The organism is Pseudarthrobacter sp. GA104, assembly GCF_009741265.1.
Taxonomy (GTDB): domain Bacteria; phylum Actinomycetota; class Actinomycetes; order Actinomycetales; family Micrococcaceae; genus Arthrobacter.
This window is the reverse complement of sequence record NZ_WOWL01000001.1, coordinates 1,748,896-1,769,406: the sequence shown is the minus strand read 5'-3', so window position 1 is coordinate 1,769,406 and position 20,511 is coordinate 1,748,896. Positions and strand designations below refer to the sequence as shown.

General features: G+C 66.2%; 18 protein-coding genes and 1 pseudogene. 8 read left to right on the top strand and 11 right to left on the bottom strand.

Going from position 1 to position 20,511, the window contains the following annotated elements:
• Window positions 1-66: 66 nt before the first annotated feature.
• Together GK109_RS07995 and GK109_RS07990 are read left to right on the top strand one after the other, a co-directional pair.
• A complete protein-coding gene (locus GK109_RS07995) occupies window positions 67-615 on the top strand; it encodes a TetR/AcrR family transcriptional regulator (RefSeq protein WP_370460773.1) in 549 nt (182 codons plus the stop codon).
• The gene (locus tag GK109_RS07990; protein ID WP_370460464.1) at window positions 612-1,565 is read left to right on the top strand and encodes a DMT family transporter; all 954 of its coding nucleotides are present in this window, start codon (window positions 612-614) and stop codon (window positions 1,563-1,565) included. The genes GK109_RS07995 and GK109_RS07990 overlap by 4 nt, the downstream gene beginning before the upstream one ends.
• On the opposite strand, the gene GK109_RS07985 is transcribed toward GK109_RS07990, so the two are convergent.
• A complete protein-coding gene (locus tag GK109_RS07985) occupies window positions 1,551-2,597 on the bottom strand; it encodes an aldo/keto reductase (RefSeq protein ID WP_157239588.1) in 1,047 nt (348 codons plus the stop codon). The genes GK109_RS07990 and GK109_RS07985 overlap by 15 nt on opposite strands.
• A gap of 182 nt (window positions 2,598-2,779) precedes the next feature.
• On the opposite strand from GK109_RS07985, the gene GK109_RS07980 reads away from it, so the two are divergent.
• Together GK109_RS07980 and malQ are read left to right on the top strand one after the other, a co-directional pair.
• On the top strand, window positions 2,780-3,514 hold the full coding sequence (locus GK109_RS07980; protein ID WP_157239586.1) for a GAF and ANTAR domain-containing protein: 735 nt from the start codon (window positions 2,780-2,782) through the stop codon (window positions 3,512-3,514).
• Window positions 3,515-3,848: 334 nt separating this feature from the next.
• Window positions 3,849-6,044, top strand: coding sequence for a 4-alpha-glucanotransferase (gene malQ, locus GK109_RS07975; RefSeq protein WP_231754824.1), 2,196 nt, complete (start codon window positions 3,849-3,851; stop codon window positions 6,042-6,044).
• A gap of 143 nt (window positions 6,045-6,187) precedes the next feature.
• Here the strand turns inward: malQ and GK109_RS07970 are convergent, their stop codons facing one another.
• Window positions 6,188-9,283 (bottom strand): alpha-amylase family glycosyl hydrolase, encoded by a 3,096-nt coding sequence (locus tag GK109_RS07970; protein WP_157239582.1) that lies wholly within the window; start codon window positions 9,281-9,283, stop codon window positions 6,188-6,190.
• A 177-nt stretch (window positions 9,284-9,460) separates the two neighbouring features.
• Window positions 9,461-10,378, bottom strand: a pseudogene (locus GK109_RS07965) (lactonase family protein).
• 117 nt (window positions 10,379-10,495) lie between these two features.
• Here GK109_RS07965 and GK109_RS07960 point away from each other — a divergent pair.
• Window positions 10,496-11,338: a putative protein N(5)-glutamine methyltransferase gene (locus GK109_RS07960; protein ID WP_231754823.1), complete on the top strand. Its 843-nt coding sequence runs from the start codon at window positions 10,496-10,498 to the stop codon at window positions 11,336-11,338.
• A gap of 209 nt (window positions 11,339-11,547) precedes the next feature.
• Here GK109_RS07960 and GK109_RS07955 read toward each other — a convergent pair whose 3' ends face one another.
• The 6 genes from GK109_RS07955 to GK109_RS07930 all read right to left on the bottom strand — a co-directional run bounded on the left by GK109_RS07955 (window position 11,548) and on the right by GK109_RS07930 (window position 16,280).
• Complete coding sequence (locus tag GK109_RS07955) at window positions 11,548-12,012, bottom strand: YtxH domain-containing protein (RefSeq protein ID WP_157239580.1); 465 nt, start codon at window positions 12,010-12,012, stop codon at window positions 11,548-11,550.
• A 111-nt stretch (window positions 12,013-12,123) separates the two neighbouring features.
• Window positions 12,124-12,390, bottom strand: coding sequence for a GlsB/YeaQ/YmgE family stress response membrane protein (locus tag GK109_RS07950; RefSeq protein WP_104996554.1), 267 nt, complete (start codon window positions 12,388-12,390; stop codon window positions 12,124-12,126).
• 133 nt (window positions 12,391-12,523) lie between these two features.
• A complete protein-coding gene (locus tag GK109_RS07945; protein WP_157239577.1) occupies window positions 12,524-13,357 on the bottom strand; it encodes an aldo/keto reductase in 834 nt (277 codons plus the stop codon).
• 81 nt (window positions 13,358-13,438) lie between these two features.
• Window positions 13,439-14,467 (bottom strand): NAD-dependent epimerase/dehydratase family protein, encoded by a 1,029-nt coding sequence (locus GK109_RS07940; RefSeq protein ID WP_370460463.1) that lies wholly within the window; start codon window positions 14,465-14,467, stop codon window positions 13,439-13,441.
• Window positions 14,461-15,432 carry an aldo/keto reductase gene (locus GK109_RS07935; RefSeq protein ID WP_157239576.1) on the bottom strand — a complete coding sequence of 324 codons (972 nt, stop codon included), beginning with the start codon at window positions 15,430-15,432 and terminating at the stop codon, window positions 14,461-14,463. The genes GK109_RS07940 and GK109_RS07935 overlap by 7 nt, the downstream gene beginning before the upstream one ends.
• A 26-nt stretch (window positions 15,433-15,458) precedes the next feature.
• Window positions 15,459-16,280 (bottom strand): aldo/keto reductase, encoded by an 822-nt coding sequence (locus tag GK109_RS07930; protein WP_157239574.1) that lies wholly within the window; start codon window positions 16,278-16,280, stop codon window positions 15,459-15,461.
• A gap of 193 nt (window positions 16,281-16,473) precedes the next feature.
• On the opposite strand from GK109_RS07930, the gene GK109_RS07925 reads away from it, so the two are divergent.
• Window positions 16,474-17,376, top strand: coding sequence for a helix-turn-helix transcriptional regulator (locus tag GK109_RS07925; protein ID WP_157242758.1), 903 nt, complete (start codon window positions 16,474-16,476; stop codon window positions 17,374-17,376).
• Between the two features lie 128 nt (window positions 17,377-17,504).
• On the top strand, window positions 17,505-17,720 hold the full coding sequence (locus GK109_RS07920; protein WP_157239572.1) for a hypothetical protein: 216 nt from the start codon (window positions 17,505-17,507) through the stop codon (window positions 17,718-17,720).
• 84 nt (window positions 17,721-17,804) lie between these two features.
• Here the strand turns inward: GK109_RS07920 and GK109_RS07915 are convergent, their stop codons facing one another.
• A complete protein-coding gene (locus tag GK109_RS07915) occupies window positions 17,805-18,017 on the bottom strand; it encodes a dodecin (RefSeq protein ID WP_157239570.1) in 213 nt (70 codons plus the stop codon).
• A gap of 105 nt (window positions 18,018-18,122) precedes the next feature.
• Entirely contained in the window at window positions 18,123-18,845 is a 723-nt protein-coding gene (locus GK109_RS07910; RefSeq protein WP_157239569.1) for a FadR/GntR family transcriptional regulator, read from the bottom strand.
• A gap of 159 nt (window positions 18,846-19,004) precedes the next feature.
• Here GK109_RS07910 and GK109_RS07905 point away from each other — a divergent pair, with 159 nt between their 5' ends.
• A complete protein-coding gene (locus GK109_RS07905) occupies window positions 19,005-20,483 on the top strand; it encodes a four-carbon acid sugar kinase family protein (protein WP_370460462.1) in 1,479 nt (492 codons plus the stop codon).
• Window positions 20,484-20,511: the final 28 nt, after the last annotated feature.

Sequence of the window (20,511 nt, the reverse complement as noted above, 5' to 3'; positions counted from 1 at the left end):
ACTGCTTCCGCCGGTGCAGCCGCCGCCGCGCCAGCCCGTGCCGGCTCGACCAGGCGTAAGGCCCGAATACTGCTGCTTGACGCTGCAGCCCGGCTCTTCTACGCCCAAGGTGTGGGGGCCACCGGGATCGACGCCATCACCGCTGAAGCAGGCGTGGCCAAGAAGAGCCTCTACAACAATTTCTCCTCCAAGGCGGAGCTGGTGGCGGCCTACCTGGAAGCCCGGCATTCGGAGTGGCTCGGCCTGTACCGCCAGCGGCTGGAAACCGCGAAGACTCCGCAGGAACGGGTGCTTGCCGTCTTTGACGCATACATGGACCACGCGAATTTCGCCTACCGGGACGGGTTCAGGGGATGCGGGCTGCTCAATGCAGCAGCGGAACTGCCCGCGGGGGCGGCCGGGCGGGCGGCGGTCCGGAAGCACAAGGAAGAGGTTGAGGAGCTGCTGGCCGGGCACGTCGCCGAACTCCTGCCAGGGGATGAGCGTGCCGCGGGGCTGGCCCGGCACCTGGCTTTCCTGCTTGAGGGTGCCATGGCCAGGGCAGGGCTGGAGGGGGACGACCAGCGCCTGAAGGACGGCCGGAGCATCGCTGCCCGGCTGTTGGAGGGGCTGTGAACCCGGGAGCCGGAAATTTCAAAGTGCCGCTCTGGGGCGCCTTATGCGTTGCCGCCGCATCCGTGCTGTGGGGAACCACGGGCACGGCTGCCACCTTCGCCCCGTCGGTGAGTCCGTTGGCCGTGGGCGCGGTGGCTATGGGAATCGGCGGGCTGCTCCAGGCCCTTTACGCCGTCGGTGCCATCGCCGGGCAGTGGCCGGGCCTGCTGGACCGCTGGCGACTGGTGTCCCTGGGTGCAGCAGCGGTGGCCGTCTATCCCCTCGCCTTCTACAGCTCGATGCGTCTTTCGGGAGTAGCAGTGGGAACTGTGGTTTCCATTGGCTCGGCGCCGGTGGCGGCCGCCCTCATTGAGCGCTTCGCGGACGGAAAGCCGCTCACCCGCAGGTGGATGGCCGGAGCTTTCCTGGGTGTCACGGGCGCAGCAGTGTTGTCCTTCGCCGGGCAGGGGCACGGGCCGGCAGCCGGTTCCCCCGGCGAGTCATGGACGCCATTGGCGGGAATAGCCCTGGGCCTGGTGGCCGGTGCCACGTATGCACTGTATTCCTGGGCAGCCCACCGCCTTATCGGCGGCGGGCTGTCCTCGCGGGCTGCCATGGGAACTGTCTTCGGCCTCGGTGGGCTCCTGCTGATGCCCGTGCTTGCGGCAACCGGCGCGCCCCTGCTGGAATCCTGGACCAATTTCTCGGTGGGTGCCTACATGGCACTGGTTCCGATGTTTGCCGGCTACGTCCTGTTCGGCTGGGGCCTGGCCAGGATCCGGGCCAGCACTGCCACCGGCATTTCCCTGCTTGAAACGGTGGTGGCTGCAGTCCTGGCGGTGTTGGTGGTGGGTGAACGGCTGCCGCTGCATGGTTGGCTTGGCGCCGCCGTCGTGATTTTCAGCCTGTTCATCCTGACGCCGCGCAAGCCGGCCGCCGGCCCGGAGCCAGGGCCGCTACCGCCGTCGTAGTTCCGCGAACTCAATCGACGGGACGATCGCGCCGGCGTCCCGCTCCACGAAGTTGGTTCCCGGCGGCACCACGTCATCGATGGCGTCCAGAACGGATTCGCTGAGCTGGACGTCCGCTGCCCGCAGGTACGCCTGCAGGTGTTCCTCGCTGCGGGGCCCGATGATGACACTGCTGATGGCGGGGTGGCTGAGGGCGAACCCGATGGAAAGGTCCACCAGCGAAAGCTCCAGCTTGTCCGCCAGCCTGGCAAGTGCATCGGCCGCCAGGAGCTTGCGTTCGCTGGAGGGCCCGGAGATGTCGTACCGGCCGGGCAGTGAATGCACGCGGGTGGGTGCCTTGCCGGATTCCAGGACGAAGCTGCCGGACAGCCAGCCGCCGGCCAGCGGCCCGTAGGCCAGGACGCCCAGCCCGTATTGCTGGGCAATGGGCAGGACGTCGCGTTCGTTGCCGCGCACCAGCATGGAGTAGGGCACCTGGTTTCCCAGCGGCGGGATGAGGTGGTTGGTGGTGGCCAGCCACTGTGCCTCCACAAGCTGCGCCGGGGTGAAGACGGACGTGCCGTAATAGAGGATCTTGCCCTGGCGGATCAGGTCGTTGAGGGTGGTGATGGTCTCCAGGACATCGGTGTTGTAGTCCGGCCGGTGCGCCTGGTAGAGGTCGATCCGGTCTGTCTGGAGGCGGCGGAGGCTGCCCTCCACCGCCTGGGTGATCCAGCGGCGCGAGTTTCCGGAATGGGCCGGGTTGGCGCTCATCTGGCCATGGAACTTGGTGGCAAGGAAGACGTCGTCGCGCCGTCCGCGCAGCGCCCGGCCCACCACCTGTTCCGACTCGCCCTGCGAGTAGACGTCGGCGGTGTCGACGGCGGTGATCCCGGCGTCCAGCGCAGCCTGGATGATCCGGATGCCCTCATCGGCGCCGGTGGGGGCGCCGTGCGGTCCGCCGTTGCCTTCGCCGAAATTCATGGTGCCCAAAGTGAGCGGGCTGACCGGGGTACCCGACCGTCCGAATACCCGCAGTTCGCTGAGGCTCATCCCCGGTTCCTCCCGTTGCATAGCCACTAATGCCTTCGATCGTCATGAGGCTACACAGCTTCACGCGGGGCTGGCAGGCATACGCCTTAGTCCTTCGCTTTTCTTCGCACGGAGTAACGCAGGGGCCCGGGCGTGACGAATTATGGCGGGCGTTTCCCCCGCGGATCCGCTTATATTGGTGCATGGGCACCCCGAGCAATGATGAACAGTTCATCAAGTTGCATGACCTGATTATTAGCAGCAGCAACGTGAACGACTTCCTCACGGAGCTCTCCGAAGTGGCTGCATCCGCCCTGAGCGAGTCGGCGGGTTCGCGGGTTGAGTGCGGCGTGACATTGCGGCGACGCAAGCGCAGCGCCACCGTGGCGGGCAGCAGCGACCGGGCCAGGGAACTGGACAGGCTCGAGCAGGCTCTCGGTGAAGGCCCGTGCCTGGCCTCGCTGGAGACCATGCAGCCTGTTGTCCTGGCTGACGTGGACACCGATACCCGCTGGCCGGAGTACCAAAAGATCTTGGCCGCCAACGGCTGCCGGAGTGTGCTGGGCGTGCCCCTCGCCCTGGATGAGGACCAGGCAGCGGCCCTGAATTTCTTCGCCTCGGAATCCGGCGTCTTCTCCGACGCTGTCATCAGCAGGGCCCAGGGTTTTGCCGACCAGGCGGGACGGGCCGTGCGGCTGGCCCTGCAGATCGCGGACGCCCGGAACATGGCAGACGACCTCTCGGCCGCCCTGCAGAACCGCACCACCATCGATCTGGCGTGCGGGGTGATCATGGCCCAGAACCGTTGCTCGCAGGAAGAAGCCATGGCGCTGCTCACCAAGGCGTCCAGCCACCGGAACCAGAAACTGAGGGACCTCGCCGCGGAAGTCCTGAGCCGGGTGAGCTCCGGCTCCGTCAGCACGCACTTTGATCCCTAGCCCGTTGCAGGCTGGCCTGTGGCCGGGACGCTGCGCTATGAAACGGCCGCCAGCGTGTATTCGAACCGGCCGGGCCCGACGTCGGCAGGCGCCCGCCCGGGCAGCTCCACCCTGGCGGTGGTTCCGGTAGGGACTTCGAATTCCCACTGCGTGTCCCGCCGGTTTCGTCTCGGCGCCGCCCTGCAATAATCTGAACCAACGGTTGTGCGCGGGGGTGCAGGCGCCCCGGTACAACAGGCAGCAACAGGCAGCACTGTAAGTTCGGGCCACATCACACCAGACGAGGCGGACACGCATGACGGCTTCAGACCAGCAGCACTCATATCGTCCAGGGATGCCAACTGATCCTCCGGGCACCCTCCCTGCTGCGGGGGAAGCTGCTGCCGGCGGAGCCATAGACCCCCACCTGCTCCAGAAGCTCGCGGACGCCCATGGAGTGGGCACTTCCTTCCAGGGCTGGGACGGGCTGCCGCACACTGTGGCAGAAAGTACCCTGATCAAGGTCCTGGCTGCCCTTGGCGTGAAGGCGGACACCAACCCGGCGATGGAGGCCGCGCTGGCGGAAGCGGAACTGGCGCCGTGGCGGCGGATGCTGCCTCCCGCCGTCGTCATCCAGCAGGGCGAGCCGGCGCTGGTCCCGGTCCATGTGCCCGACGGTGCCGCCGTCCGGCTGGGCATTGCCCTTGAGGACGGGGCAGGCACCGTGGACGCCGTCCAGCAGGACGTTTGGGAACAGCCCAAGGATATCGACGGCGTGTCCACCGGCCGTGCCACGTTCGCCCTCCCGCAGGACCTGCCGCTTGGCTGGCACACCCTGACCGCCGAGTCCGGCGGCGCCACTGCCACGGCAGCCCTGGTGGTGACGCCGCGCCAGCTCACCACTGCCGAGCCCCTCGAACAGCGCCGCGGCTGGGGGCTTGCCACGCAGCTCTATTCCGTGCGCTCCAAGCGGTCCTGGGGCATTGGCGACTTCGCCGACCTGGCTGACCTTGCTGCCATCAGCGGTGAGCGCGGGGCCGACTACGTGCTGGTCAACCCGCTCCATGCGGCCGAGCCTGTGCCGCCTGTGCAGCCATCCCCGTATTCGCCGTCCACGCGCCGGTTCTTCAATCCGCTCTACATCCGCATCGAAGCGATTCCCGAGCTTGCCTATCTGAAGCCGCGCAGGCGGGCGGCGGTTGAGAAGCTTCGGGAGGAAGTCGCCGGGCTCAACAAGGAGGCCGGCCGGCTGGACCGGAACGCCGTCTATGCCGCCAAACTCCAGGCCCTGGAAATGCTCTATCACGCCCGCCGCTCCCCGGCCCGGCAGGCCGCGTTTGACGAGTTCTGCCGGATCTCCGGGACCGGGCTGGACGATTTCGCGCTCTGGTCCGCCATCCGCGAAGACGTCGCGCCGGACGATCCCCTGTGGACGGACCCGGCCACTTCCCTGGGCACACCGCAGGCTGAAGCACTGCGCGAAAAGCTTGCGGACAGGATCGGATTCCACCGCTGGCTGCAGTGGATCTGCGATGAGCAGCTCGAGGAGGCCCAGAAGGCTGCCCTGCGCTCCGGAATGCGCCTGGGCGTGGTGCACGACCTCGCCGTCGGAGTGGACCACAGCAGCGCCGATGCCTGGACGCTCCGCCACGTGCTTGCTCCCGGCACCAGCGTGGGCGCACCGCCGGACATGTACAACCAGCAGGGCCAGGACTGGGGGCAGCCGCCGTGGCATCCCGCCCGCCTGGCCGAGGCCGGTTACATCCCGTTCCGGAACATGCTGGCCACCGTTCTGCGGCACGCCGGCGGCATCCGGGTGGACCACATCCTTGGCCTTTTCCGGCTCTGGTGGATCCCGGTCGGGAACGCCCCGGGCGACGGCGCCTACGTCCGCTACGACCATGAAGCGCTGATCGGCATCCTGGCACTGGAGGCCCAGCGCGCCGGGGCCGTCGTAATCGGCGAGGACCTGGGCACCTTCGAACCGTGGGTGCGTGACTACCTTGCCGCCCGCGGCATCCTGGGAACGTCCATCCTTTGGTTTGAGTACGACGGCGATTCCCCCCTTGCGCCGGAGAAGTACCGGACGCAGGCACTTTCCAGCGTCAACACCCACGACCTTCCGCCCACCGCCGGCTACCTTGCCGGCGACCACGTGGCGCTCCGCAGCCGGCTCGAACTCCTGGAACGGTCCGAGGAAGAGGAACGGGCCGAGCACAACGCCTCGCTGGAGAAAATGCTGGCCCTGCTGCGCGAGCGCGGCTACCTGCAGGGGGACCCCGCTTCGCTGGCGGGGACCGAGGAACAGACCATCGAGGCGCTCCACCTCCTGCTCACCCAGACGCCGTCGGTCCTGTTGGGCGTTGCCCTCGTGGACGCGGTGGGGGAGCGCCGCGTCCAGAACCAGCCCGGCACCACCGAGGCCCTGTACCCGAACTGGCAGGTCCCGCTGGCCGGGCCGGACGGCAGGCCGGTGTTCCTTGACGACCTTCCCGCCAACGCGCGGTTCAACTCGCTGCTGGCAGCGGTGGACGGTGCCCTGCGCAACTAAACGCCACGTGGGCCCACACCCGCAGGGTTCCCTGGCCGAGCTCGCCAGGCTAGGGTGCGGGTGGGGAGGGCCACTTCGCGCCCATCCAATGCTCCGGATGGGGCGCGAAGTGACCCCGCGATTTCGGTTTTCGCGGGGCTCCGCTAGCCGGCCGTGATCAGGTGGCTGAAGTGGTCATAGCGGAAAGTGACCGGGCCGCCGTCGTGCTTGAACACGATGTTGCCGCCCGGGGAACTTCCGCCCGCGCCGTAGCTGACACCCCAGGACCGGTCAAGGGCGGCCTTGAACTCGTACGTTCCCGCGGCGAGATTCGGCACGGCCAGCTTCCAGACGAGGCCGGCCGGGTCCAGCACCAGCTGCGCCTGGTCGCAGGCCGGATCCCAGTCCTTGATGCAGCCCAGTTCGCTGTTCATGCTCCCCGCAGCCGCAACGGCGCCGGGCTGCTGGGAGGCGTACACGGCCGTGATCACGTGCGTGCTGTTGTCATAGCGGAACGTCACGGGGCCGCCCGGATGGTCCAGGGCGATGTTCGGCCCGTTGAGCTTGCCGCCGGCGCCGTAGTTCTCCGCCCAGCCGCCGTTCAGTGCAGCCTTGTACTCGTACTGGCCGGCAGGCAGGTCCACCGTGAGACGCCAGATCTTGTCGGCCGGGTCCAGTGCCATCCTGGCCTGTGAACACGTCGGCTCCCAGGGCGCCGCGCAGCCCATGGCCTGGTTCAGGGACCCAACCACGGTCACTGAGCCGGGCTGCGGGGCATCGCCCACCGTGACGGTCCGGGCCGCGCTGGCCACGCTGAAACCGGGACCGGTCATTGTGGCCCGGTAGGCCACCTTGGTGCCGTCCTCAAGGTTCGAGATGTCGTCCGTTGCCGAGTAAACGGGTGAGGACCCGTCGGTGGCAACCGTGGTCCACTCGCCGCCGGCCACGCTGCGTTCGAAGGTAACCTCGTGGCTTGCCTTCTCGGGATCGACGGTGGCGCTGAGCTCCACCGAGCCTTTCACGTTGCTGCCTTCCACCGGCTTCTGCAGCGTGATGACGGGTGCGGGAACGTTTGCCGTGCGGGACTGTGACGTGGCGGTGTGTCCGCCGTTGTCCAGTACGGTGGCGCGGTACTCCATCGCCGTGCCGGCGTCGAAGGCCGCCACGTCGTGGAAGACCTGGTACGGGGCAGTGTCATCAGTGCCGATGGGCGTCCAGTCCCCGCCTGCTGCCTTGGCTTCGAAGGTGACCTCATAGAACGAGGAACCGCCGACGTCGGCCGTCACCTTGAGGCGCCCGTTGTCACCCTGCGCGGGTGCCGGCTCCTGGAGGACGACGGCGGGCGCTTCCTTGGAGTGCGGGATCCTGCCGGAGGACTGGTACACCACGGCGGAAAGCGGCGGGACGGTGACGGCCAGCTTGCCGTCCGCCGAAGTCTTCGCCTCGTCCGCGCCTTCGCCGTAGATCCGCGTGTAGGTGCGCTTGCCAATGTAGGCGGGTACCTCTGCGGTCTGTGCCTGTTCGCTGTTGTTCAGCGCCACGACATACTCGCGCTGGTCCGCCGCATCCGTGCGGGAGAAGGCGTAGATGCCGGGCCCGTCGGAGGCATAGCGGTGCTGGTGGGCGCCGTCGCGCAGGGCCGGGTGCTCCTTGGTGAGCGCGGCGAGCTCGCTGATCTTGCCGTACAGCGGGTGCCCGGGGTTGAAGTTGTCCTGGGCATGCGTGGCCTCGGTGCCCAGCAGGTCGTCGTCGAGGTATGCCTCCACTTTGCTGGGGAAGAGGGTCTGGCGTGCGTCCTGGTCCCCGCCGGGGCCGGTGAAGCCCTGCTCGTCGCCGTAATAGATCACGGGGTTGCCGCGGGAGAAGTACATCAGTTCGTGGGCCAGCCGGTCGCGGGCCACCTTTTCGTCGTCCGTCGCTCCGGGGTTGTCCGCGGCGATGAAGCTGCCGATGCGGCCCATGTCGTGGTTTCCCAGGAAGGTGGGCAGCTGGTACACGTTCGAATCTGCATCCGTGTACCAGTCATCGCCGGCGAAGAACGTCTCCAGGGTGCGGGTGTCCTGTCCCTTGGAGGCGAAGCTCCGGGCTGCCTCCTGGAAGGGGAAGTCCAGGACAGCCTGCATCTGGTTGCGGGTGGTGAACTGGGAGGTGAAGCTCTTGGTGGTGTCGAAGACCTCGCCGAACATAAAGAACTCGTCCTTGCCCTGCGCTTTGGCGTAGTTGAGGACGTCCGGGCCGAACTCCTGCCAGAACTCGTTGTTGACGTGCTTCATCGTGTCGATCCGGAAGCCGTCCACGCCGAAGTCGCGGATCCAGGTCTTGTAGATGTCCTTCATGCCGCTGACCACTTTGGGGTGCTCGGTGAACAGGTCATCCAGGCCGAAGAAGTCGCCGTAGTAGGCGTCCTCACCCGCGAAGGTTGTGTCACCGCGGTTGTGGTACAGCGTTGGATCGTTCAGCCAGGCGGGGACCTTCAGGTTCTGCTCTTCGGCTGTCAGTTCGGGAATGTAGGGGAAGGATTTCAGTGGGTCGAGTTTCGGGAAGTTGTCCGCGCCGGCATAATCGCGGTCATCGAACGCCACGCCGTCCGCGGTCTTGTAGGGCACTTCATCCTTGGAAACGTATCCCTGGCGTGCGCCGTCCTTGTAGCTGATGACATCAGCCGTGTGGTTGGTGATGATGTCGAAATAGACCTTCATGCCGCGGCTGTGGGCCTCATCAATGAGGGCCTTGAGCTCGGCATTGGTGCCCAGGTGCGGATCGATCTGGGTAAAGTCGGTGATCCAGTAGCCGTGGTATCCAGCCGATCCGTCCTCTGTCTGCACCGCTTTGTTCTTGAAGCTGGGGGTGAGCCAGATGGAAGTGGTGCCCAGGCCCTGGATGTAGTCGATCTTGTCCAGGAGGCCCGCAAGGTCTCCGCCGTTGTAGAACCCCTTGTTCGTGGGGTCGAAGCCGGACACCATGGGATCGCTGCCCAGGCCGCCCTGGTCATTCGCGGTGCTTCCGTTGCTGAAGCGGTCCGCCATCACAAAGTAGAAGTTCTCATCCGTTACGGGGGCGCGGAGTGAGTGAAGGGCCGACGCCGACCCAGGGTCTTTGGGGCCAGGTGCAGCCTGGGCGGGAAGGACTGCCGCGGAGGCGGCGACGGCGGCTGCCAGCAGTCCGGCGGCAACGGCCCGGGCCGGCGCGGCCGGGGGTGTGGTGGATCCTGGAGACTTTCGGGCGCGTGGGGGCGCGCTGGGACGGGTGCGGAATATCAAGGCTGAGACCTTCCTGGGAGCGGCGCTGCTGTTCAGGCTTGCCGGCGGACAACAGCCGGCAATTGCTGTGAGGGCTCACAGGTAAGCAAGCTTCCTTGTGAGCCACGGCACAACTGTAAGCGCTTGCATTGAATAACTCCAGTGTTTAGCGAATGGCGTCCGCGGTTCCGCTTGGCGTCAGCGCTTCCTGCCGGCCGCCCCTTGGAACCTCCACCCGGCCGGCGCCGGGGCGGGGACCAGGGCAGTCGGCGACGGGACCTGCACGTCGTTGACCATCCCGGTAGGGATGCCGGTCACGTCATCCAGGGCGAATGTTGCCACGTTGTCCGACCGCTCGTGGGCTACGTGCAGCCACGTTCCCCTGACCAGGTGGTGGCGCGGCCAGTTTCCGCCGCTGGGATCTCCGCGGCGGAGTCGCCCGGAGCCCGGCCGCCGGAGGTGGCCGGACCACGGAAGATCACCTCGAATGTCCCCGCTTCCGGCCTCACGACGAACACTTCAACGGAGTACTCGGACACCACGAACACATTGCCGCCCTGGTGCTGCACCACGTGGCGGGGATTGCTGCCGAACGGGAGGGCAACCTCATGGTCGGCCACCAGGCCGGTGCCCGGCACATAGTTCCAGACCCGGAGGGTGTCATGGCCCAGGTCCGTCGTCATGACGCGTCCGTCCGCCAGCATCAGGCTGGCATGGGCCCGGCTTTGCCGAGGTTCAGCCGGGTTGAGGCCGGCGTGTGGATCCACCGATGGTGCCGCCGGGAAGCAGCCTGTCATCCCGCCGTCGTCATTAAGTTCGTAGAGCAGGACCTGCCCGTCGCCCCAGCAGGCTGCCGTGACCCAGTGGTTCCAGTCCAAAGTCACCCGTGCGGCGGAAAGCCCGGACCATCCCGCGCTGCTCGGCCACCGCGTACACCACCGGCAAGGCGGGATGAACGGCAAGGAACGACGGCGAATCCGCGTTCACCGCCGTTCCCAGCCATTCGAGGCTTCCGTCCCCGTGCGCGGCGAGGGCACCGATGCCATCGGCACGGCCGCCTCCACCGGCGGTGTAGCTACCGGTCCAAATAAGATCGTCCTGTGCAGGCGGGGTCATAGGTCCATCCTGCCAACAGGCGCTGCCGTGCGGTGCAGTTGCGGACTAGCATTGGACTCCATCCGGCCCAGGCCGGCTCGGCTTGTTGAAACGCCCGGCTCGCAGAAAGGTGTGCCCTTGCCAGTTTCCGGGATCTCCGCGCCCCACGCGTTTGCCGCCACAGTTTCCGCGTTGCGGGCCGCCGGATGTGTATTTGCCGAAGATGAGGCGGGGCTGCTCATCAGTGAGGCGCCCGGCCCTGCAGCGCTCGCTGACTGGGTTGGCCGGCGCAGATCGGGCGAGCCCCTGGAGTACATTCTTGGCTGGGCCGGCTTCGACGGACACCGGATCGCTGTCGAGCCGGGGGTCTTTGTGCCCCGGCGCCGGACCCGACTGCTGGCGGACGAGGCCGTGGGACTGCTGCAGGGCGGCCGGTTTTCTGCACCCCGCATTGTTGTTGACTTGTGCTGCGGGTCCGGGGCAGTCGGGGCGGCCATTGCCCGACGGGACCCGGGCATCGAACTGCATGCTGCAGACGTCGACCCGGGCGCCGTGAAGTGCGCGCGGCGCAACGTGGGGCCGGTGGGCGGACGCGTGTACGAAGGGGACCTGTTTGCCGCGCTACCGCCCGGGCTCCAAGGCAGGGTGCGCGTCCTGGCCGTGAATGCCCCCTATGTCCCCACAGATGCGATAAGAACGATGCCGCCGGAAGCCCGCCTCTATGAGTCGCGGACAGCACTCGACGGCGGCCCGGACGGGCTCCACTTCCACCGGCGTGTGGCCGCAGGGGCGCTGGAGTGGCTGTCCTCCGACGGGCATCTGCTCATTGAGACCAGTGAGCAGCAGGCTGAGGGAACCGCATCCGTTGTGGCCGCGGCGGGCCTTGCCGTCCGGACAGTCCATTCAGACGAACTCGACGGCACTGTAGTTATTGGCAGTGCCGGCGTTGGCGCTGCCGGGCCTGGCACTTCTTTAGCCTGAGCCCGGTCCAGAGCGGCTCGGCTGGACCCCACCGAACCGTTAGGGCGGGAAGGGAGGCATGCGGGCCAGCAGTTTAGCTAAGACGCTGCTGGCCGCCGCGTCCCCCAAGGATCGCGACGGCCAGCAAAGCCATTCAGTTGTAGCACAGACCCGCTGTTTTTCCGCTGTCAAGCGGGACGGGCCGTCACAGGCCGGACGGTGTGCCGGGGCTAGGCCTTTGAATTGGTCTCGTCGGAGGTGCCGAGGTTCAAGGTTTCCGGGTGGGTGGAGTGCGCGGGGATGTGGTCCTCGCCAAGGTCGTCGCCACTTGGGGTGCTCCTGCCTGGAGCGCCAGCGGTAGAGACACCCGGAACTGTGGTGCCAGTGGCACTGGCTGTCGTGCCGGCGTCGGACGTTGACGATTTGGTGCCGCCGGAGCCGGAGGAGCCTTCACGATGCACCGCTGAGCCGATCACCGTACCTGCCCGGCGTGCGGCCTCACTCAACTGGTCCGCGACCTCGGGAGCCTTTTCCTTGATGGCCTCCGTTGCAACCGCCACCTTGTCCTGCACGGGCTTGCTGTCCCAGATGCCCGCAGCGCGTGCCTTGAGCTTGTCATAGGCGGCCCTGCCGGACCGCGACCCAAGCACGTACCCGGCGGCAATGCCAACGCCCAAAAGAAGTTTGTTTTTCATGATGAACTCCTGCTCACTGAGAAGGTTTCACTTCCGGCCAGAGAGGCCGGGAGATAGGAAAACCGGCCCGGGGATGTTGTCCCCAGGCCGGTTTCCTGGCTTACGCGACAGTTAGCCGCGAGCGCCGCGCTTGGTGACCATGCCGTAAACCAGCAGCACGATAAGCGCGCCGCCGATGGCCAGCAGCCACGTCTGCAGGGAGAAGAACTCCTGCAGTCCGCTGCCAAAGATCATTCCGCCGATCCAGCCGCCGAGGAGTGCTCCGACGACGCCCAGGACGAGGGTGATGATCCAGCCGCCACCCTGCCGGCCCGGGAGGATCGCCTTAGCGATCGCACCAGCAATAAGTCCGAGAATCAGAAATGCAAGAAATCCCATTTTTCGTTCCTCTTCCTAAATAAAGGAGGCCTCCGGATCCCGGAAGCACTTCATCCTTCTGCCTCAATAGTAATCATGCTTACTATCTATTTGCCAACCCCGGGTTCCCGGAAAAGCCCACTTCAGGCCCGTTTCAATGCCCTGTCACGTCGGAATCATTGCCCGCACCGGGACCTTCGTCCAGGACCGCTAATTCCGCTAGATCCTGCGGATCCAAGGCGAAATCGAAGATGTCCAGGTTTTCCCTCATCCGGTCCGGATTCGACGTTTTCGGAATCGTTACAATTCCGTTTTGAACATGCCATCGAAGGACCAGTTGGCCGGGCGTTTTTCCGTGCTTTTCGGCTAGTTGGAAGAGGATGGGAGCACCGAGCAGGCTGGCCCCGGCGCCTCCCAGCGGGCTGTAGGACTCGGTGACGATTCCGTGCTTTGCATGGAATTCCCGCTCGGCCGCGCGCGTGACCGCCGGCGTCAGCTGGATCTGGTTGACGGCGGGGACCACGTCAGTAACGGCCATCAGCCGTTCCAGGTGGGAGGGTTTGAAGTTGGAGACGCCGATGGAGCGCACTTTTCCTTCCGCCTGGAGCCGCTCGAAGGTCTTCCACGTGGAGATGTACTCGTCCCGCGCGGGCAGGGGCCAGTGAATAAGCAGCAAGTCCACGTAATCCAGCCCCAGCCGCTTCAGTGACCCTTCCAGCCCTTCCACCGCCCTGTCGTTCCCCTGGTATTGGCCGTCCAGTTTGGTGGTGATGAACAGCTCGCCACGGTCCACGCCGCTGGCCCGGATACCGTTGCCCACGCCCTGCTCGTTGCCGTACTTCACGGCGGTATCGATGTGCCGGTAGCCGGCTTCCAGGGCCTGCACGACGGCGGTGGCCGCCTGGTCGTCGTCCAGCGGCCAGGTGCCAAGGCCCACCTGGGGGATGGAGTAGCCGTCATTGAGTTTGATCAGCGGTGCAAGTGTCATTTCACCAGTCTCTCCCGGATCGGTTTCCCCGGGCCCTTGAATGCCCGGGGAATATTGGAAGGCGGCGCTGCCCGCCCGGCGTTAGGCACCCCGCCTGGCCCAGCCGGTCAACCGGTCACTGAGGTCCATGAATTCCCGGTCCACCACCTGGAGGCCAGGGTTCGCGTCGTGCCAGTCCACGATTTCGCGTGCGCCGTCGGCGAAGGGAATGGTGGCGCAGTAGTCGGGGACCAGGGACTTGATCTTGGTGTTGTCGAAGACCACCGAGTGGGAGCGGTCGCCCAGGAGGTTGGGTCCCAGCTCCGGGCTGTGGGCGGCGATGGTTTCGGAGGCAACGTGGACCAGTTCCGGGTCCGCAACACCGGCTGCACGGGCGAACAGCCGGTAGATCTGGTTCCAGGGCAGGTACTCGTCGGATGTGATGGTGTAGCTCTCGCCTACCGCTTGCGGCAGGCCGAGCAGCCCCACAAAAGCCTTGGCAAAGTCCATGCTGTGCGTCAGGGTCCACAGCGAGGTCCCGTCCCCGTGCACCATGACCGGCAGCCCCGCCCGCATCCGGTGGAGGTCCGTCCAGCCGCCCACCATGGCGATTTTGGTGCGGTCGTACGTGTGGGAGGGGCGCACCACGGTGAGCGGGAAATCCTGCTCTCTGTAGGCCTGGTAAAACAGTTCCTCGCAGGCGATCTTGTCCCACGAGTACTGCCAGAACGGGTTCTTCAGGGGCGTGGACTCGCGGATTGGAAGCCGGGTAGGCGGTTTTTGGTACGCAGAGGCGGAGCTGATGAACACGTACTGCCCGGTGCGGCCTGTGAACAGGTCCAGGCTGGCCTTGGCGTGGTCGGGGGTGTACGTGATGAAGTCCGCGACGGCATCGAAATCGCGCCCGCCCAGCGCGTCACGAACCGCGGAGGCGTCCCGCACGTCCGCGGTGAGGGTTTCAGCCCCTTCCGGGACCGGCCTTGTGGACCGGCCGCGGTTGAGGATGGTCAGCCGGTGCCCCAGTGCGACGGCGCGTTCTGCGGCCGACGCACTGATGACGCCGGTGCCGCCGAGGAACAGGATGTTCCTCGGCGCCACCGTACCGGCGTCAGGGGTGGACGGGTTCACCACGCGTAGTCTTCCGGTGCCGTACGGTGCCCCGGGAAGATGTCGTCCAATCGTTTGAGGGTGTCGGCGTCCAGGGTTACGTCCAATGCCCTGACGGCGGCGTCGAGCTGTTCCTGGGTGCGCGGTCCCACGATGGGTGCCGTGACGGCAGGCTGGTGCAGGAGCCAGGAAAGGGCGATGTCGCCCGGTTCGTGGCCCAGCTCATCGGCGAAATCCTCGTACTGCCGGATCTGGTCTTCGTGCTTCTTGAGTGTTTCGGCTGCACGGCCCTCGGTGCGCCGGACGCCGTCGCGCTCCTTCTTCAGCACCCCGCCCAGGAGCCCGCCCTGCAGCGGCGACCAGGGGATGAGCCCCAGCCCGTACTGCTGGGCCGCCGGGATCACTTCCAGCTCCACCTGGCGCATGAACAGGTTGTAGATGGACTGCTCGCTCACCAGGCCGGTGTAGTTGCGCCGCCTGGCCGCCTCCTGGGCCTGGGCAATATGCCAGCCGGCGAAGTTGCTGCTGCCCGAGTAGAGGATCTTCCCTTGCTGGACCGCCACCTCGATGGCCTGCCAGATTTCGTCCCACGGGGTGTCCCGGTCGATGTGGTGGAACTGGTAGACGTCGATGTAGTCCGTCTGCAGGCGCTTCAGGCTGGCGTCGAGGGCGCGGCGGATGTTCAGGGCGGAGAGCTTGGACTCGTTGGGGCGGTCCGTCATGGTGCCGTAAAGCTTGGTGGCCAGGACCGTGTGCTCGCGGCGCTCGCCGCCCTTGGCGAACCAGCGGCCAATGATTTCTTCGGTCCAGCCGCGGTGGCCGGCGCCGCCATAGACGTTGGCAGTGTCGAAGAAGTTGATGCCCTGCTCGCGGGCCGAGTCCATGATGGAGTGGGCGTCCGCTTCCTCGGTCTGCGGGCCGAAGTTCATGGTGCCGAGGCAAAGGCGGGAGACTTTCAGGCCGGAGCGGCCCAGATGGGTGTACTGCATGGCTGAATCCTTTGGGTTTGGTGGTTCTACAGCTGCGTGAAGGCGGCGACGGCGGGATCGGAGCCGATGCGGGCCCCCGACTCAAGGGCGCTGATGGCGGCAAGCTCCTCGTCGGAGAGGGTGAGGGCGGAGGCAGCGAAGTTCTCCCGGATCCGGGCGGCCTGGCTGGACTTGGGAATCACGATGTTTCCCGCGGCCAGATGCCAGGCGAGCACCACCTGCGCCGGGGTGGCATTGTGGGCGTTGGCGATGCCGGTCACCGCATTGCCGTTCAGGTCTCCGCCCTGTCCCAGCGGGCTGTAGGCCTCCACGGCGATGCCAAGGCCCCGGCACTTGGCCGCAAGGTCTGCCTGCTGGTAGCTGGGGTGCAGTTCGATCTGGTTGACGGCCGGGACGATCTCCGAGGACTCCAGCAGGGTGTCCAGGTGCTCGGCGAGGAAGTTGGAAACGCCTATGGCGCGGATCTGGTTGTTCTCATAGAGCCGTTCCATCTCCTTCCATGCCTGGACGTACAAGTCCTGCGACGGGACGGGCCAATGGATGAGGTAGAGGTCAACGTAGTCGAGGCCCAAGGCTTTGCGGCTGTTCTGGAACGCTTCCTGCGCGCGGTCCTGCTCGCCGTTCCGAAGCTTGGTGGTTACAAAGATGTCCTCGCGCGGAATGCCGGTAGCCGCGATCGCGGCACCCACGCCCGCCTCGTTCCGGTAGGCGGCGGCCGTGTCTATGTGGCGGTATCCGGCCTCGAAGGCGTCCTCCACGGTCCGCTGCGTGTCCTCCGGCGGTACCTGGAAGACGCCGAAACCAAGCTGGGGGATGGTGACGCCGTTGTTCAGTGTCAGCTCTGACATTGGGGCTCCTTGAAACATGCGGGGGTGGGGTGCCGTTGACTCGACGGGAGAAAGCGGTTTCCGCTGGCTCGCTTTTGAGCCTATGCACTTTTGGCCGGGAAGTCAGCAGGGGAACCTGATTCTGTTTTTCCTAGGACTCCCAGTCCTACCTTCGTTGTAGGAGAGAGCCACCATGGCGGGCACAATGGTCTACATGGGTCAAAGCGCGGAGTTCGGAAAATTCCTCAAAGCCATGCGGTCCCGCCTGAGTCCTGAGGACGCCGGTGCGGGACCCACCTCCGGTGCCCGCCGGGTTCCCGGCCTCCGCCGCGAAGAAGTCGCCCGGCTGGCAGGGGTGAGTACCGACTACTACGTCAGGCTGGAGCAGGGCCGGAACATCCATCCGTCGCGGACCGTCCTTGAGGCAGTGTCGAGGGCCTTGCGGCTGGACGGCAGCGAGCATGCGCACATGATGGACCTGCTGGAAAACTGTGCCGGGTCCGCGAGGTCCAGCACATCAGCCGCCCAGGCTGTCCGTCCTGCGCTGCGGCAGCTCCTGGAGGCGATGGGCGACGTTCCGGCCATGGTGCTGGGCCGGCGCAGTGACGTCCTCGCCGGCAACAGGATGGCCTTCCTGCTGTTTGCGGATTTCCCCGCGCTGCCGGCTGCCGAACGCAACCTGACCCGCTGGCTCATTCTTGACCCGTCTGCCCGCGAGCTCTTCCGTGACTGGAAAACCGTGGCGGCGGAAGCGGCCGGAGCGTTGAGGCTGGATGTAGGCCGCCACCCCAACGATGCCCAGGCCAACCAGCTGGTGGGCGAACTCGCTGTCCATAGCGAGCACTTCCGCCAATGGTGGGCCGGGCACCGGGTGGCCACCCGGTCGGCAGGAAGCGTGCGCCTGCACCACCCCGCCGTCGGGGACCTGGAACTGAACTTTGAAAACCTTGTCCTCCCGGACGATCCCGACCAGACGCTTCGGGTGTATTCGGCCCGGGCCGCTTCGCCGTCGGCCGACGCCCTTGCACTGCTCGGCAGCCTGGGAGCACCCCAGCCGGCGGCCGAACGTGAATCCGACCGCAACACCGCTCCGGCCACGGCGGAAAGCGGGGAGTGACGGCGGCCGGAGCCGTTGTACTTTTGGCCAGTTGAGGCGGGTGTTTCTGGCCACGAGCCCATTGGGGAAAGATTGCACTTTTCCTAGGCTGGAGGAGCAAGGTTTCTCCACCAAGGATGGTCTCAACGATGAAACGCATCGCACTGCTCAAGGAACGCCAGGCTGCCGCCGCCGACGCCCCCTCCACCGCCACCGGTTCGCACTGCCCGGCGTCGGGCCTGTGGAGCCCGGACCACGATCCGCACACCGTCCTGTCCTTCTTCGAAGGACAGGTTTTTCCCGCGTTCGACGGCATTCCAACCGTTTGGCGGCGCCGCTCGGCCGGCACCGTCTCGGCGAACTAGGCCCGCTTAAACGCCAACTGACTCGCAGCAGACGTCGTCAAAACACGGTTTCGCGACGTCTGCTGCGAGTCAGTTGGGCGGGAGTTAGTGCTCTTCCAGCCGGAAGCCGATCTTGATGGTGACCTGCCAGTCGGCGATCTTGCCTTCTTCGAGGTGGCCCCGGATCTCCTTGACCTCGAACCAGTCAAGGTTGCGGAGGGTCTGGGAAGCCTTGGCGATCCCGTTGCGGACGGCGTCGTCCACTCCCTGGTTCGACGTGCCGACGATTTCAGAAATGCTGTACGTGTGGTTGGACAACTTCGCTCCTCGTGATCAACGGTGCTCCCGGTTGCGGGCGGTCCTTGAAGACTAGTGGCACTTCCAGAACGTTGACCAGCCCTTATCCGATGTTCCGCACCGCCGTCAGGACGAACCCGCGGCCTGCTTCGCCTCGAGCACCAGGTTCTTCAGGTCGTCCAGGGTCTGCTGCATGTGCGCGTCCATGGCCTGCCGCGAACGGGTGGCATCCCGGGACTCCAGCGCTTCGGCAATGTTCTGGTGGTGCCGGATCGCATGCTCCTGGATCTCACGGACAGCCGAGGTTTCAGTGCGCCGCTTTTCCAGCACCCGGTGCAGCGGCTCGAACAGCACGGCCACGAAGACGTTCTCCGAGGCATGCAGGATCAGGTCGTGGAAAGCCAGGTCCGCGGCCACGAACGCGGCCACGTCATTGACTTCGTGGGCGGCACGCATGGCCGCCACATAGCCGTACAGGGCCTGGATCTCAGCGTCGCTGATCCTTCCAGCCGCCAGTTCACAGGCGCCGGCTTCCAGCATGCGCCGCAGTTCGATGAGCTGGATGGAAGCGTCAGCCTCGTTCTTGCCCTCGGAAGCGGCGCGCAGCACGGCTTCCAGCGATGCCCAGCGGTTGAGGGGGTTCACGAACGTGCCCCGGCCCCGCTCGACGCTCAGGATCCGCTGCGCCTGGAGCGTTTTCATGGCCTCGCGGACCGTCATCCGGCTGACCTCATGCCGCGCGCTGAGCTCATGCTCGCCGGGGACGGTGGCGCCGGGCGGGAACTCACCGGCGATGATGCGGTCCAGGAGCTCGTCGGCCACCTGGCCCACCAGTGATTGCCTCGCCATGCTGCCCCCGTTATTCCCTCATTGGATATGTCAGACAAGTCTACTTGCGCGTCGTTATGTCCTGTGCCACACTAAAAACCAAATGCAAGATGTCTGACATCTTACACCTGTCTTTTACATCAGGATCCGTCAGAGGATCCATACACAACGGAGTGCACTGTGACGCTTGAAACAGACGTCCTGGCCGCGTATCCGGCCGAGGTCCGGATTCCCGCCGAACTGGTAGCCAGCACCCTGGCTGCCTCCAACGCGGAGACCCCGCGTGTCCTGGTCGTGCTCGACGACGACCCCACCGGAACGCAGTCCGTGGCAGACCTGCCCGTGCTCACCCGCTGGGACGTGGAAGACTTCATTTGGGCTTTCAGCCAGTCGAAGCCTGCCGTCTACGTCCTCACGAACACCCGCAGCCTGGACCCTGCCGAGGCTGCCGCCCGCAATGAGGAAGTGGTCCGCAATGCCCTCGCAGCAGCGGGTTCCCCGGAAGAACTGCGCCTTGGCTTCGTCAGCCGCAGCGATTCCACCCTCCGCGGCCACTACCCCCTGGAGCCGGACGTCATCGCCGCCACAGTATTGGACGTCAGCGGGGAAAAGACCGACGGCGTTGTGCTGGTTCCAGCCTTCCCCGACGCCGGGCGGGTCACCATCGGCGGCGTCCATTACATGCGCGGCACCGCAGACGCGGCCGGCACCCTCATCCCGGTGTCCGAAACAGAGTTCGCCAAGGACGCCACCTTCGGCTTTTCCACCTCCGTGATGGCTGACTACGTCGAAGAGAAGTCCAAGGGCCGCTTCGCCGCGGACACGGTCATCGTCCTGGACCTGAACATCATCCGCGCCGGCGCGGCAGCCCAGGACCCTGCCATCTCTGCCAACGCCATCGCCGACGCAATCGAACGGGCCACGGATTCCACCCCCATCGTGGCGGACATCGTGACCGAAAATGACCTCCGTGCCCTGTCCCTCGGCCTGGAAGAAGCCGAACGGCGCGGCAAGAAGCTCCTTTACCGCGTAGGCCCTCCCTTCGGCCGTGCCCGGATCGGCCAGGAAATCCGCGTCGAACTCAGCGGCGCGGAAGCCTACGCCGGAAACACACCGTCGGAAGCAGGCGGCCTGATCGTCGTCGGCTCCCACGTCGGCGTCACCACCCGCCAGCTCAAGGCCCTGACGGAGCAGCACAGCGCCGCACGCATCGTGGAGATCGACGTCGAAAAGCTCCTCGGCCCGGAATCCGCCAGCCACTTGGACCAGACGGTGGACACCGTCGTCGAGGCCCTCCACGGCGGGGACGTCATCGTCCACACCAGCCGCCTGCTCATCAAGACAGACGACCCGGCCGAAAGCCTGCGGATCGCACGCACCGTGTCCGCCGCCGTCGTCGCCGTGGTGAACCGGACACTGAAGACCTTCCCGCCGCGGTTCGTCATCGCCAAGGGCGGAATCACCTCCTCCGACGTGGCCGCCCACGGCCTGGAAATCCGGCACGCCATTGTCCGCGGCCCCATGCTTCCCGGCATCGTCTCCCTCTGGGAACCGGTGGACGGCCCCGCCAAGGGCATCCCGTACATCGTCTTCGCCGGCAACGTGGGCGACGACCAGTCCCTCGCCGACGTCACCCGCAAGCTCAGCAACACCTTCTAACCCCCACCGGCTCCAGATCCCGCACACA

Excerpts from the sequence above, each read along its gene's own strand:
- GK109_RS07985 (WP_157239588.1), bottom strand. The coding sequence starts at position 2,597 with ATGAGCCTCAGCGAACTGCGGGTATTCGGACGGTCGGGTACCCCGGTC.
- GK109_RS07980 (WP_157239586.1), top strand. The coding sequence starts at position 2,780 with ATGGGCACCCCGAGCAATGATGAACAGTTCATCAAGTTGCATGACCTG.
- malQ (WP_231754824.1), top strand. The coding sequence starts at position 3,849 with ATGCCAACTGATCCTCCGGGCACCCTCCCTGCTGCGGGGGAAGCTGCT.
- GK109_RS07955 (WP_157239580.1), bottom strand. The coding sequence starts at position 12,012 with ATGAAAAACAAACTTCTTTTGGGCGTTGGCATTGCCGCCGGGTACGTG.
- GK109_RS07950 (WP_104996554.1), bottom strand. The coding sequence starts at position 12,390 with ATGGGATTTCTTGCATTTCTGATTCTCGGACTTATTGCTGGTGCGATC.
- GK109_RS07945 (WP_157239577.1), bottom strand. The coding sequence starts at position 13,357 with ATGACACTTGCACCGCTGATCAAACTCAATGACGGCTACTCCATCCCC.
- GK109_RS07935 (WP_157239576.1), bottom strand. The coding sequence starts at position 15,432 with ATGCAGTACACCCATCTGGGCCGCTCCGGCCTGAAAGTCTCCCGCCTT.
- GK109_RS07930 (WP_157239574.1), bottom strand. The coding sequence starts at position 16,280 with ATGTCAGAGCTGACACTGAACAACGGCGTCACCATCCCCCAGCTTGGT.
- GK109_RS07925 (WP_157242758.1), top strand. The coding sequence starts at position 16,474 with ATGGGTCAAAGCGCGGAGTTCGGAAAATTCCTCAAAGCCATGCGGTCC.
- GK109_RS07920 (WP_157239572.1), top strand. The coding sequence starts at position 17,505 with ATGAAACGCATCGCACTGCTCAAGGAACGCCAGGCTGCCGCCGCCGAC.
- GK109_RS07910 (WP_157239569.1), bottom strand. The coding sequence starts at position 18,845 with ATGGCGAGGCAATCACTGGTGGGCCAGGTGGCCGACGAGCTCCTGGAC.